Annotated in this window: 11 protein-coding genes; 7 read left to right on the plus strand and 4 right to left on the minus strand. The window is 33.8% G+C overall.

The features are described from left to right. Window positions 1-244: 244 nt before the first annotated feature. Entirely contained in the window at window positions 245-904 is a 660-nt protein-coding gene (gene pdxH, locus QZ659_RS09860) for a pyridoxamine 5'-phosphate oxidase (protein WP_291725533.1), read from the plus strand. A 72-nt stretch (window positions 905-976) separates the two neighbouring features. On the opposite strand, the gene QZ659_RS09865 is transcribed toward pdxH, so the two are convergent. After that, window positions 977-2,767: a GAF domain-containing sensor histidine kinase gene (locus QZ659_RS09865; protein WP_291725535.1), complete on the minus strand. Its 1,791-nt coding sequence runs from the start codon at window positions 2,765-2,767 to the stop codon at window positions 977-979. Between the two features lie 207 nt (window positions 2,768-2,974). On the opposite strand from QZ659_RS09865, the gene QZ659_RS09870 reads away from it, so the two are divergent. After that, window positions 2,975-3,979 carry a bifunctional heptose 7-phosphate kinase/heptose 1-phosphate adenyltransferase gene (locus QZ659_RS09870; protein WP_291725537.1) on the plus strand — a complete coding sequence of 335 codons (1,005 nt, stop codon included), beginning with the start codon at window positions 2,975-2,977 and terminating at the stop codon, window positions 3,977-3,979. Between the two features lie 318 nt (window positions 3,980-4,297). After that, window positions 4,298-4,768: a protease complex subunit PrcB family protein gene (locus tag QZ659_RS09875; RefSeq protein WP_291725539.1), complete on the plus strand. Its 471-nt coding sequence runs from the start codon at window positions 4,298-4,300 to the stop codon at window positions 4,766-4,768. Between the two features lie 15 nt (window positions 4,769-4,783). Here QZ659_RS09875 and QZ659_RS09880 read toward each other — a convergent pair whose 3' ends face one another. Further along, window positions 4,784-5,551, minus strand: a complete 768-nt coding sequence (locus QZ659_RS09880) for a hypothetical protein (protein ID WP_291725541.1) — start codon at window positions 5,549-5,551, stop codon at window positions 4,784-4,786. Between the two features lie 419 nt (window positions 5,552-5,970). Between QZ659_RS09880 and queA the strand changes: the two genes are divergently transcribed. Together queA and QZ659_RS09890 are read left to right on the plus strand one after the other, a co-directional pair. Continuing rightward, window positions 5,971-7,050 carry a tRNA preQ1(34) S-adenosylmethionine ribosyltransferase-isomerase QueA gene (gene queA / locus QZ659_RS09885; RefSeq protein WP_291725552.1) on the plus strand — a complete coding sequence of 360 codons (1,080 nt, stop codon included), beginning with the start codon at window positions 5,971-5,973 and terminating at the stop codon, window positions 7,048-7,050. Window positions 7,051-7,138: 88 nt separating this feature from the next. After that, the gene (locus QZ659_RS09890; protein ID WP_291725543.1) at window positions 7,139-7,516 is read left to right on the plus strand and encodes a TerB family tellurite resistance protein; all 378 of its coding nucleotides are present in this window, start codon (window positions 7,139-7,141) and stop codon (window positions 7,514-7,516) included. 221 nt (window positions 7,517-7,737) lie between these two features. Here QZ659_RS09890 and QZ659_RS09895 read toward each other — a convergent pair whose 3' ends face one another. Further along, the gene (locus QZ659_RS09895) at window positions 7,738-8,526 is read right to left on the minus strand and encodes a queuosine precursor transporter (protein WP_291725545.1); all 789 of its coding nucleotides are present in this window, start codon (window positions 8,524-8,526) and stop codon (window positions 7,738-7,740) included. Between the two features lie 59 nt (window positions 8,527-8,585). Continuing rightward, window positions 8,586-9,497 (minus strand): ribonuclease Z, encoded by a 912-nt coding sequence (locus tag QZ659_RS09900; RefSeq protein ID WP_291725546.1) that lies wholly within the window; start codon window positions 9,495-9,497, stop codon window positions 8,586-8,588. A gap of 438 nt (window positions 9,498-9,935) precedes the next feature. Here QZ659_RS09900 and QZ659_RS09905 point away from each other — a divergent pair, with 438 nt between their 5' ends. Together QZ659_RS09905 and QZ659_RS09910 are read left to right on the plus strand one after the other, a co-directional pair. Next, window positions 9,936-10,151: a hypothetical protein gene (locus tag QZ659_RS09905; RefSeq protein WP_291725548.1), complete on the plus strand. Its 216-nt coding sequence runs from the start codon at window positions 9,936-9,938 to the stop codon at window positions 10,149-10,151. A 169-nt stretch (window positions 10,152-10,320) separates the two neighbouring features. Continuing rightward, window positions 10,321-13,608 (plus strand): T9SS type A sorting domain-containing protein, encoded by a 3,288-nt coding sequence (locus QZ659_RS09910; RefSeq protein WP_291725550.1) that lies wholly within the window; start codon window positions 10,321-10,323, stop codon window positions 13,606-13,608. Window positions 13,609-13,744: the final 136 nt, after the last annotated feature.

The raw sequence follows: 13,744 nt of genomic DNA on the forward strand, positions 1-13,744 counted from the left end.
ATAGAAAAAGTTCTGATACTGACAAAATTACAAAATTAGTACGTCAAAACAGATACTTTTCTTCAAATTAAGTGTTAATGAGATGTTAAACTGAAAATACAGTTTTTTTATAGTACTTTACAAAGAATGAAAAATTCGTGCCTATTTTTATCTATTTACTTAAAAAACATCTCTAATAGAAAAGTGTTACTGATTTGATTTGTTGATTCATAACACAAATAAAACATTTTAAAATTATAACCTTATGGATTTAGGAAATTTAAGACAGAGTTATAAAAAGGCATCTTTTGATGTTCAAGATGCCCTAGAAAACCCTATTGAGCAATTTAAAAAGTGGTTTGAACAAGCCTTAGAGTCAGACCTTTCAGCAGAAGCCAATGCCATGGTACTTTCAACAGTGGACAAAAACAACCGTCCTTCTGCTCGTGTGGTCTTACTCAAAAGTGTTGATGAAGGCTTTGTTTTTTATACTAACTATGATAGCAGAAAAGGAGAAGATTTGGCAAATAATCCGTATGCTAGTCTTACATTTTTTTGGGCAGAACTTGAAAGACAAGTAAGAATTGAAGGGAAAGTAGAAAAAATAAGTCCTTCAAAATCTGATGAATATTTTAAAAGTCGTCCTATTGGAAGCCAAATCGGTGCAATAGCCTCTCCACAAAGTAGAATCATAGACACTAGAGATGAACTTGAGCGACTGGTAAAGTCTATTGAAAAAAATTATGAAGAAACTAATTTTATCGAACGACCAAAAAATTGGGGTGGCTATCGCCTAATTCCTAACTATATGGAATTTTGGCAAGGCAGAGAAAGTCGCTTACATGATAGAATAAATTACCTCTTAAAAGAAGATGTAGAAGAAAGATATGCTTCTCCTTGGGAAATTGTACGCCTTGCACCTTAAATCCATCTACTAGCTAGAAATTATTTCAACCTTTAACTATGCTTCAAAGCTCGTTAAGGGTTGTTTTATTTATCACTCTGCTCTGTTTGGTAAAATAATAGTAAAAGCAGTGCCTTCGTTTGGAATAGACTCCACATCTATCTCTCCTTTGAGTTTCAAAACTGTTTCTTTAACAATATAAAGTCCTAACCCAGAACCCATTTTTCTATCATTGGCTCTATAAAACATATCAAAAATACTAGGCAAATGTTTTTTACTTATACCTAATCCGTTGTCAATAACTTTTACTTTTGCTGTATGCTCATCTATATCTACCATTACTTTTACAAAACTTTTTTCTTGATAGGGATTATGATAGCGTATAGAATTCGAAATAAGATTGTCAAATATAGCTTTAAGTCGTATTCTATCACTTTTAAAAGGTGTTTGTCTTGTTTTTTCATCCATACACAAATTTACCTCTACTTCTTTATAATCTTCTAAATAGGTCAAATCTTGTTTTATTTCTTCTATAAGCTCTTCTATATCTACTGTTTCACTTTTTATCGTTGTTCTACTATTTCTTGAAATACTGAGTACTTCACGAATGTAATTATCTAGCCTAATCACACTTTTTGAAATAAGCTCAAGATACATTTGTATGTTGGAAAGATTAGAGATGTCAGTTTTCAAAACCTGTAATATTCCCATCACAGAAGTAAGAGGTGCACGCAGGTCGTGAGAGACACTATATACAAATTGGTCTAACTCATCATTAGTTTTTTTGAGTTGATTATTCTTTTCTTTCAGTAGATTTTCTACATGTTGCTTCGTCAGAATTCCTCCAATGGTAATGGCAAGATTAAAAATAAAACTCTCCTCTGTTATTGTCCAGACGTGTTTTCCAGAGCAGTCTTCTAATCCAACAAATCCCCAAAAATCGTTTTCATTAATAAAAATAGGAACAATGAGAGTAGATTTTGCATGTTTGCTCCACAAAAAATATTTGTCTAGTGATGTTAGTTGGTCTCCAATATTTTTGATTCCTTTCCCCTCTTCTAATTGTTTTCTCCAACGCTCCAAACCAGCCAATCTATAATTTACATTTTGCCACTCACTCTTATGAATTTGTTCGTATTCTGGACGACTTGTCCACTCATGTATAATCTTACAACATTGCTCTCTCTCTGCATCTAAAAAATTTTGAAAAATAAAAACTCTGTCTGTTTGAGTAGCTTTTCCAATCGTTGAAACGGTAGTATCCATCCCTTCCTTAAAATTTGGATTTGTAAAGAGTTGGAAAATACAAGAATTTATTCCTCTAAGTAGATTATCATTATGAATGAGGCGCTGTTCGGTCTGTTTGTGTTCCCAAATTTCTAAAAGCAGAGCAATAATATTTCCAATAGCCAAAACAAATTGCTGTTCTCTAATTTTCCATTCACGCCTTTCTCCACAATGATTACAACACAGAATAGCTTTCAATTCTCCTTCAATATGAATCGGTATATCAATAATCGAAGTAATTGAATTGGGTTTAAAATAGGTTTCTATAAGCTCTTCCAAAAATTCATCTTCATAAACATCATCAGAAATAATTAGTTCTCCTTCTTTCATCTTGGAAAGATAAATGGGCATTCTTTCATTTTTCAAGTTGTTGTTAGAAACAGCTGTAATACTTTTCTGAGAGTGAGCTACACATTTTATCTGATTTTTTTCTTTATCTACTAACCACAAATTTATGCTTGCTACCTTTAGTGTATCAACAGCCGTTTGTGTAACCTCCTCAACAGCTTCCGAAAAATCTTTTAATTCAGCTTTCTGATTACGAGTAAGACGAGCCAATGCTTCAAAATAATCAATATGGATAGAAGAATTTGACAAATTATAAAAAATAATATAGGTACATAATAGGTTTGGGGCATGTAAATATACGTTATTCTATTCACTTTATTAGTTTAAAAGTAACAGAAACCAATTTTATATTGCCTCAGCCTTATTAATTTAATTGAATAATTACGACCTTTGTTTGGCTTGTGTAAAATTAAAAATATAAAGAATCAAAATCTAAGAACTTTTAGCCTTTTATCTATGTCATTAGAATCCATTTTTGAAAATTTTAGTACACTTACAGCCTTAGTTATTGGCGATGTGATGATAGATTCCTATTTATGGGGAAAAGTAGAGCGCATATCACCCGAAGCTCCAGTACCTGTAGTAGGACTTAACCATAGAGAAAGTAGGTTGGGTGGAGCTGCCAATGTTGCTCTAAATTTAAAATCTTTAGGAGCAAAAACCATTATGTGTTCAGTGGTAGGAAATGATAAAGAAAGCGAAACTCTTATCAGTATGTTTGAAGAACAAGGCATTGATGTGCGTGGAATTATTCATAGTCAAGACCGACCTACTACTATTAAGCATCGTATTTTGGCAGGTTCTCAACATCTTTTGCGTATAGACTCCGAAACAACAAAGCCTATTTCAGAAAACGAAAGTAAAACACTTATTGATAATGTCAAAGAACTTATAAATGAAGTAGATGTCATTATTTTTGAAGATTATGATAAAGGCGTATTGAACGAAAAAGTAATTTCAGAACTTATAGATATTGCTAATGAAAATGATATTCCCACAGTCATTGACCCTAAGAAAAGAAATTTTTGGAGTTATAAAAACGCTACACTTTTCAAACCTAATTTGAAGGAATTGAGAGAAGGCTTAGGAAGAGAGATTGATGTAAGGAATGTAGATTTAGACAAGTTAGAGCAAAGTGAAATTGCCCTTGCTGTTGAAGAGCTTAAAGAAAAAATGCAACTGCAATCTGTTTTGATTACGCTTTCTGAATACGGTGTCTATATTGCAAACTCATCTGAAAGACACAAAATTGCTGCTCATAAAAGAGAAATTTCTGATGTTTCGGGAGCTGGCGACACAGTGGTCAGTATTGCAGGGCTTTGTATGGCTCTAAAATTGCCTTTAAAAACGGTAGCACAGCTTGCCAACCTAGGTGGAGGCTTAGTTTGTGAATCCTTGGGAGTTATTCCTATAAATAAAAACGTATTCTTACAGGAAGCTAAAAAGAAGGTAATTCTTTAGTTTTTTATCAAACATTATTACAGTTAATTTAGTAAAGTTCCTTTCTCCATAGTGTTAGATTTGTAAATCCAATGCTATGGAAGAAATAGATACGATTTTATTTTTTATAAATCATTGACAATCAAACCTGTAAAAAATGTAATAATATTTATCCTTAGATTACTGGACATGACATAAAAGTTGTTGGTGTCGCTACGCTAAAACACCAATGAACAGTATTTTTTCCCTGTTCTGTGACACACAGAACAATAAATATCTATCCATGTCCAGTACTCTAATTTATCCTATATATTTTTTACTAAAACCATTTTTTCTCCTATGAAACTATTTTTTTTATACACTTTATCAGCATTATTTATCTCAATGTCTTCTTGCAAATCAAACCAAACTGCAAAAGAAACTCCTGTACCTTTTGAAACTGTTTTTCAATCTGTTTCCTTGGGAAGTGAAACTGCAGGAACAAAAGTAGTGCAAAGTCAAGCAGATTTGAAAGATTTTGAGGTAGCAAATAACAATGAGATGCCAAAGGAACTACTTTCAGTCGATTTTGATAAAAATACGATGATAATGGTGATGGCTGGCACAAAAAACACTGGAGGTTTTGAGATAGAAATTGAAAAAATTATTGAAGAAAACGACAAAATCATTGTCTTTTATAAAGAGACAAATCCTCCTAAAGATGCAATGCTCATTATGGCTCTTACTTATCCTTTACACGCTGTAAGCATCAAGAAAACAAAAAAAGAAATTGTTTTTGAAAAAATGAGTACTGTAAATGGTAAGAAGTAGAAGTGATAGAACCCTCTATTTACTCAATAATATTTCTTCGTATTCCTTACGAGCCTTTTCTTCTATCAATGGCATAGAAATTTGAGAGGAATCTTTTAGACTTTTAGGGTCTCTAAGATGATTCAAATCTAGTTTGTTTATATAAACAGGGTCTTTCAAGTCAAAAACATGGTTAGAATCGCTATCAGAAATATATCTAAAGTAGATTTGCTCTTTTTCTCTCTCTACCGTCCAATCTATTGTACGTGTATTTTTTGGTGTAACGGCTCTAAAATAACGTCCTCTATTATCTGACACATACATCACAACAGCATCTTTCCAATCATAAAATCCATCTTGGTTAGAGTCTTCTTGAATAGTTTTGTATAAAATGATAGTAGAGGATTTGTTGTATGTTCCTATTTCCTCAAATGAAAAAGCTATGCGCTTAAATTTTTGAGTAGTCAGAAGATGAGTTTCTTTTGTTTTCTCATCGAAAAAAATCAAATTGTTTGCATTTTGGGAAATATCTTCGGCTGTTTTTCCGTCGTCTGTGTAACGAGCCTCTGCAATATCTCTCTCATCAACAATCTGCATCGGTATAATTGTAAAGTCTGTATTTTTAATAGAAACAGGCTGCCCATAAATAACTCTTCTTTGTTCTTTTTCTTCAGAACTTTGTGAAATAGGCTGCCGAGAATCACAGCTATTGAGACTGATAAATAGGAAAAATAAAAAAATAAAAGATGGTAACTTGATTGGAAATAATCTTAGTAGAGCTGATAATACATGTTTTTTGTTCATCAAAAGGGATATATTTATAATTGAGCAGACAAATTAATAAGCATTTTTTGTAAAGCAAAACACAAAGAGCTTATTTAATTTTGTAAAAAGTTATTTCACATCAAAAATTGCTATAAACTTATCTTTATATTTTAGAATTATTTCAAAAATAATAATTTGTTGCATTGAAATTCAAGCTAATTTAGACATATCTATTACTTTGTCCGAAAAGCAACATATTAAAACATTAAATCTGTTTAGATAGTAAAACAAAGTTTGAAATTAGTTTTTTTTTGTAAAAATTAATTTGAGGTTAGACCAACTATTTTTTATTTTTGTAGTTAGTTTCGATAATTGTTGTCTGCTAACAAAGAAGACATAATTCTATTTTTCAGAAACATTTCATTTAGTAAATCCATCAACCCAAAACCTATACTATTATCAAAACACCTGGTTACAAATCTACAAAACGCTACAAATTATCGTCATTCAAATTTGACCTACCTCAAGAACTAACGGCAAAATACCCTACTGATAATCGTGATGATTCTCGTCTTATGGTTGTTCATCGTGATACAGGCGTTATTGAACACAAAATGTTTAAAGATGTATTAGACTATTTTGGGGAGGGCGACAAGATGATTATCAACGACACAATGGTTTTTCCTGCTCGTCTGTATGGCTACAAAGAAAAAACAAATGCCAAAATTGAGGTTTTTTTATTAAGAGAACTCAACCCAACCTCTCACCTTTGGGATGTACTTGTCGACCCAGCTCGTAAAATCAGAGTAGGCAACAAACTCTTTTTTGGTGAAGGAGAACTGGTAGCAGAAGTTATTGATAACACCACTTCAAGAGGAAGAACTATTCGTTTTCTATACGATGGCGAACCCGAAGAATTTTATAAAACGCTAGAAGAATTAGGAGAAACTCCTCTGCCTCGTGAAATTGGTAGAGAAGCAGAAGAATCTGATAAAGAACGTTATCAGACTATTTTTGCACAGAAAAAAGGAGCAGTAGCTGCGCCTACGGCTGGTCTTCACTTTACCCCTCAACTACAAAAAAGATTGCAGTTGCAGGGAACAAGTTTTCATCCGATTACGCTTCATTTAGGATTGGGAATGTTTCGTCAAGTGGAGGTAGAAGACTTGACAAAACACAAAATGGATTCTGAAAACTTTGAAGTAGGTGAAGAAACTGTACAAGCTGTTAATGAAGCCATTGATAATAAGAAGAAAATATGTGCTGTCGGAACAACTTCTTTGCGTGCTTTAGAATCTTCTGTTTCTGCTAACGAACACTTGAAACCTAATAGTGGCTGGACAGACAAATTTATCTTCCCACCTTACGATTTCAAAATCTGTAATGCACTCATTTCAAACTTCCATTATCCACAATCTACATTACTGATGATGAATTGTGCTTTTGGTGGTTATGATTTAGTAATGGAGGCTTACGAACTTGCCATTAAAGAAAAATATCGTTTCTTTAGCTATGGCGATGCGATGCTGATTATTTAATCAAAACGCAAACAAAATAAGCTCAAAACTCTTTTATTTGTGGTAAAATAAAAGAGTTTTTTTATTTCCAACTTTTAACGTATTACAAATGAATAAAGAACGCTTATATGATGCTTTTGGGGAACTTATTTATGCCCTTGCTATGGCAGACGGACTCATTCAGCCAGAAGAAATCCAAGCCTTAAACAGTATTTTGAAAGGTCATCCTTGGGCATCGCAGATAAAATGGTCATTTGACTATGAAGCAAGTAAAAGTATAAACTTACAGGATGTCTATAAAAAGGCTTTAGATACATTTACTCAACACGGACAAGATGAAGAATATGCTTACCTCATCGATGTTTTAGAAAAAGTAGCCAAAGCAAGTGATGGAATAGATAAAAATGAAGCTCAATTTATAGAACGTTTTCAAAAAGACTTAAAAGAAAATTTTATTATAGAAATGGAAAAAAGACAGCTTATTTAGTCAAATTTCGCACAGTTGATTCTGTTAAATTTACTTTTCCAAAGTATTAGTAGTTGTAAATCGAATACTTTGGAAAATGTTTTTCTATACTATCTTATAAAACAAACGTTATCATGGTTAATTTTGTACACCAGTCTTCCAGACTGGTTGGTAAAGTCAAAAACTTAGTTTTTGATTGAAATAAAGTCTTTTTAATCTTTGTCGTTAGAACAATTATATCTTTAGAATAACTCTGAATTACTAGCTTCCTCTATCATTTCATGAGCAGTTTGTTTTCCTAAGTATGAGTCTATTAGGTGATGTACAATATAAAGTAGTGGGGTAAGCAAAATAGCAATCGAAAACTTATAGATATAATTGATTATTCCTACTGAAACCACTTGATTCAAACTCCACTTTGGACTGCCAAAAAAATAAAAAGCGATAAAAAGCACTACAAAGCTGTCTATAAACTGGGAAATTAGGGTTGAGCCTGTTGCACGAAGCCATAAATTTTTACTTCCTGTAAACTTACGAAGCCACTGAAAAGCTACTACATCTATAATTTGCCCCAATAAAAAAGCTGTCAGAGAACCAATGATGATTCCCATACTTTGTAAAAAAATACGATTAAAAGCCGTATTTATATCCAAAGGTTTATTAATTTCCACCCAAAAGGCAGCAGGAGAAAGTCCTGTAACTAACCAAACCATAAGAAATGAATAAGCTATAAAACCAGCCGTAAGGAAAGATATTTTACGTACTCCCTTTTTTCCATAGTATTCATTAATAATATCTGTCATTATGAAAACCACAGGCCAAAGCATTACACCAGCTGTTAGATTAAAGTCTAAAGGTGAATCCCAAATAGGCAATTTGATTTGAGCAGGCGAAAATCCTAGTGTTTTTTCTAATGAGAAAATTTTTGTTCCAACAATTTCAGCAATAAGTGCATTGGTCAGAAAAAGTCCACTAAGAAAAATATATAGGTTTTGTTTTTTTGAGTAAGTAATATCTTGTGTTGGTTTCATCGGATACTAATAGTTTTGCGAAGTCATATTTAGAAAAAATATCTCGTAATTAGTTTACTCTATTCATCTACTGAAAAGGTTTCACCTTCTATTGCCAAAAAAGAATTTGGAAAAACAGTTTTTGCTTCCTCCAAAAGTGGAGTTAAGTCGTGATAGCGAGTAGAAAAATGTCCTAAAACGAGTCTTTTTACATCAGCTTGTTGTGCTATTTTTGCAGCTTGCTCTCCAGTAGAGTGGAAGGTTTGAGCTGCTCGTTTTTCGTGAACGTGAGTAAAAGTAGCCTCATGATAAAGTAAATCTACATTTTTTATTGTTTCTACTAAAGAAGGTAAATAAATTGTATCTGAGCAAAAAGCATAACTTCTTCTTTTATTAGGCAAATAAGTATAGTCTTCATTTTTTAATATTTTATCTTGATAGATAGCATCTTCTCCTTTTTTTAATGCAATTCTGCCAGCTATGGATAAATCTGTTGGAATTTTTTCTTTCATTAGATTTCTATCCTTTGCTTTTTCTCTAAATAAAAAACCACAGCAAGGTATTCTATGAAGCAAAGGAATAGTATGCACTGTTACTTTTTCATCTTCAAAAATAAGTACAGATTCTTCTTGATTTGTTTCTATAAAATAAATAGGGTAGCCAAGAACCGAGTAAGAATATTTGAGTTGAACTGTAATAATTTCTTGTAGTCCTTTGGGAGCGTGTAAATAAAGAGGCTCTGTTCTGCCACGCAAGTTCATTGTATTCAGAAGTCCCATAAGCCCAAGATAATGATCGCCGTGAAGATGACTTATAAAAATAGCATGTATTTTATTTATTTTTATTTTATATCTAAAAAGCTGGATTTGTGTTCCTTCTCCACAGTCAATCAAGTAGTAACGATGATTCACACACAACACCTGTGAAGTTGGAAAACGTCCGTAGGCTGGAATAGCAGCATTTGTCCCCAGTATGGTAAGTTCAAAAACCAAAGCAATGAATGATTATAAAAGGTGAGGGTTTGTCTAAAAATTATAACAGAAACACAGATGAGGTCAATAATACAAATAAAAAGGCAAATTTGATAGGAATAAATGACTTATTCTGTCTTTATACTTTAATTTTGAGTGAGTTTTGCATTTAAAGTTACACCTTTTATTTATAAGTGATACATCTGTTCTTTGTAAATTTAGATTTGTTTAACTAATCTTGTATGTAGATTTATATAAAAACATAGAGTACTGGACATGAGATAAAAAATTGTTGGTGTCGCTACGCTAAAACACCAACGAACGGTATTTCCCCCCTGTTTTGTGGCTCACAGAACAGCAAATATCTATGGATGTCCAGTACAGTACTCTAATAAAAACAACTTCTACTAATTCTGATATAATTCTTAATTTATTAATTTTTAAAAAACTGCCTTCATTATGTTATTTAATACTTTTACTTCTCCAGAATATTTAGCTATTACCGAAGAAACACAAAACTTATCTTCTTTAAATATGAAAAATAGAGATTCAGAGGAAGAGACTTCAGATGTAGATGATGATTTTCCATATATCGAATTAGAACCCGATTTTGACGAATTTGATACTGATTTTGATGAATACGATGATTATATTTCAGAAGATGATGAGTTTTAACTACATCCAACAACTGCTTTTTCCTAATTACCATTTACTCATTTGGTAAAACAATTCTTGTCTAGTACCTTTAATTATACAGAAAAATCAGAAAAAAGCAGTGTTGAAAAAATAACTCCTCCGAATACACAATAAAAATATATTTAATATTACTTCAAATTCTTATATAATGAATAAAAAGTACCTTTTAGTCGGTGCAACAGCACTCGGACTCAGCGCAGGTATTTTTGGATACAGCCAATTAGAAAATGATAATTTGGCGAAACTATCTAAAAATCAACAAGAGATAAGTGGAGAAGAGCAATCACAAACCAGTGCTGAAAAAAAAGCAGCTAAACACAATAAAAAAGGCTATTTCAAAACAGCAGAAGCCTCTGGATATTTTAAATACATGGATGCTGTTCGTACCAAAGATGGAGATAAATATCCTTCATATAAAACAGGCTATACACAAATAGCCTTAGAAAAGGCGCAAGAAAATATGGCAGTCTCTCGTACAGAAACTTTTACGTTTGATGCACGAGGACCAGGAAATGTGGCAGGTCGTACTCGTTCTGTACTTGTAGATGTTAGAGATTCCTCTAATAATACTTGGTTTATAGGTACTGCAGGAGGTGGAATTTGGAAAACTTCTGATGGAGGAGCAACTTGGGAAGACAAATCTGGTAATATGTCTCACTTAGGTATTAGCTCGTTAGCACAGTGCGAATCTAGTCCTAATGTTATGTATGCTACTACTGGAGAAACTCCTTTTAGGGGAAATGGAATAAATGGTGGTGGTGTCTTTAAATCTACTGATGGAGGAGAAACTTGGAATCGTTTAGACTCTACTATCCCTCGTACAACAGATTTTCTGAATGCTACTCGTGTAATTGTTTCACCTAGCGATCCAAATTTAGTTTTAGTTACTTCTGCACACAATCCATTTACATCGGCAGGCACAGACCCTGATGACAGAAGAACGTCTTATATTTTACGTTCTACGGATGGGGGAAATAACTGGACTATCACATATAGCGACCCTGTACTTTTACAACAAATTGTTGCCGAACCAGGTAATTTCAATAATATGTATGCTACTGGAGCTGTCTTTGGAAACCCAAAAATGGTTCGCTCTATAGATGCTGGTCTGACTTGGATAGAAACAAATATGACTTCTATTGTTGGCGTTGAAGACACAGAAGGTGTGGGTATCGGACGTTCAGAATTAGCCATATCTCCAACAAATCCATCAATTATATATTCATCTATCGAAATAAATGGTACTTCATCTCGCCTTTTAGTTTCTGATGACAGAGGCGTATCATGGAAAATTGTTGAAGAAGACGGTAAGCAAAAAAATGAAGATTATTTAGGTGGACAAGGTGGTTATGACAATGCTATCACAGTAGATCCAACCAATCCAAATAAAGTATATTGGGGAGGTGTAGATTTATGGTCAGCCGAAATTAAACCTAATGATACAAGAACGGGAGAACGTCAGTTCATAAGTGCAGACTTTGAAGAAGTGGATTTCCTGTCTTTAGTGAATGTAACAGGTTTCAATTCTCTTGGGGGAGCATTAGATATACAAAACCCTAACTTAGGCGTTTCGGTAGAAATTAGATTTGGTGCTGGAAAAAGCCAAAAAGCACACCGTTTTTTAGCTGGGGGAGGAAATGTAGGAGCAAGCATCCCTGCCACAGATTATGTTTATCAAGACTATGTAGATGTACCTTTTGAAGTTTGGGATATAGAAAACAATCAGCAACTTATGGTTTCTTTCAGAGACCAACGAGCAGATGGAGAATTTACCCTAACAGAACAAGATAGAGTAGGCGACCCAGACCTGTTAGATACTCGTGAATATTTATTTATACACGCCATTCCTTATAATGCTACTGTGCCTAGTTCTTCTCTTACTGTAAACGGAGGTCATGAAGTTCAGCAAATTTATTTTATATGGCCTTATTTAACTGAAGGAGAATCTTTCTCTCCAAGTGCCAATGCTATACTTCGTTTCAATTATGGTAGTCCAGTTTATGTAAACAGTACAATTACTCGTATTAGTGATGGCTACAATGCCGATAATAATACTGGTAATAATACAGATGAGCTACACGTAGATCACCACATGTTGAAATTTGCTGGTACAAGTCGCTTAATCTCTGTAAATGATGGTGGACTAGCCTATTCTGATAATGCAGGAAGAAGCTGGACAGAAGTCGATAATTTAAGAACAAATAATATTGTTACTTCTCAATATTATAAAGTTGATAGACATCCTACTGAGAACAGGTATGTCGGAGGTATGCAGGATAATGGTTCTTGGATTTCATCTAATAACCCAACTCCCTCTACTGACTACACCTTTGCAACAGATGGTGATGGTATGGAAGCTGTATGGCACGCAACAGACCCTAATTTGATTCTAACCTCATCACAGCACAATAATGTTCGTCGTTCTACGGATGGTGGAGCGAGTTTCTTCCGTTCTACTACGGGACTTAGTGAAACAGGTGACAATGGTTCTGCCCCATTTGTTACCCGTTTGGGATATTCTCCTTTATCTCCTGATGTCGTTTTTGCTGTAGGTGCAAGTGGAATCTATAAGTCGACAAACTTTGGAAACAGCTGGACACAAAAACGTATAGAAAACGAGCTTTGGAACTTTTCAGTATCCACAACAAATGTATTTCCGTCTTTAGCTAGTCCAAATGTTGTTTGGGCTGGTAGTGGAATGTCAGAAGAACGCACAATGTTTCTCTCAACAAATGGGGGGGAAACCTTCAACCCACTGCCTAATACCATTGATATTGGTGCTATTTCTGGCTTTACAACTGACCCAGAAGACACTCGTACGGCGTATATGTTGTTTGGACAGGGACAAGTAGGTAAAATTTGGCGCACAACAGACCTTGGGCAAACATGGGAAGAAATCTCTGGATTTGGACAAGGAACTGCAAGTAGTACAGGGTTTCCAGACGTAGTACCGTTCTCTATGACAGTTTGGGGCGATACACTTTTGGTCGGTACAGAAATTGGTCTTGTTGCTTCTTATAACAATGCAGCTTCTTGGGAGCTTGTTCCTGAATTTCCTCCTGTTGCTATATTTAGTTTGACAGTCAAGAGAGAAGACGGACAACTGGTTATTGGTACACATGGGCGTGGAGTTTGGAGTTCAGACTTAGGAATTACATATACTCCAATCACGGGCTTATTAGAACCTACTGACGCAATTAGCCTAAAAGTATTTCCAAACCCTACTCAAAACTGGATTCGTTTTGAACTTCCTAAAATAACTGATTCATACGATATTCGCATATATACTATTACAGGTCAAGAAGTTATGGCTTCTTCTAGTCGTGGTGGTGGAAATGTAGAATTGAACATTGAGAAATTTGTAGGAGGCACATATATTTTAAAAGCTACCAATGGTAACAAGGTATATGTTCAAAAAGTAGTCTTGCAAAAATAAAAATTGAATCACTTACATGGGTACTGCCCTATTGGGCTGACCTAAGTATAAAATAAGGTCAGTCTCGTAGAGCAGAGCGAAAATATTAAGTAGTTGAGTAGTACAATTTAGTTTATAAAAACTATTGTCAAGGTCT

The organism is Bernardetia sp. (assembly GCF_020630935.1).
Lineage (GTDB): Bacteria > Bacteroidota > Bacteroidia > Cytophagales > Bernardetiaceae > Bernardetia.

Excerpts from the sequence above, each read along its gene's own strand:
- QZ659_RS09895 (WP_291725545.1), bottom strand. The coding sequence starts at position 8,526 with ATGAAACCAACACAAGATATTACTTACTCAAAAAAACAAAACCTATAT.
- QZ659_RS09880 (WP_291725541.1), bottom strand. The coding sequence starts at position 5,551 with ATGAACAAAAAACATGTATTATCAGCTCTACTAAGATTATTTCCAATC.
- QZ659_RS09870 (WP_291725537.1), top strand. The coding sequence starts at position 2,975 with ATGTCATTAGAATCCATTTTTGAAAATTTTAGTACACTTACAGCCTTA.
- QZ659_RS09905 (WP_291725548.1), top strand. The coding sequence starts at position 9,936 with ATGTTATTTAATACTTTTACTTCTCCAGAATATTTAGCTATTACCGAA.
- QZ659_RS09910 (WP_291725550.1), top strand. The coding sequence starts at position 10,321 with ATGAATAAAAAGTACCTTTTAGTCGGTGCAACAGCACTCGGACTCAGC.
- pdxH (WP_291725533.1), top strand. The coding sequence starts at position 245 with ATGGATTTAGGAAATTTAAGACAGAGTTATAAAAAGGCATCTTTTGAT.
- QZ659_RS09890 (WP_291725543.1), top strand. The coding sequence starts at position 7,139 with ATGAATAAAGAACGCTTATATGATGCTTTTGGGGAACTTATTTATGCC.
- QZ659_RS09875 (WP_291725539.1), top strand. The coding sequence starts at position 4,298 with ATGAAACTATTTTTTTTATACACTTTATCAGCATTATTTATCTCAATG.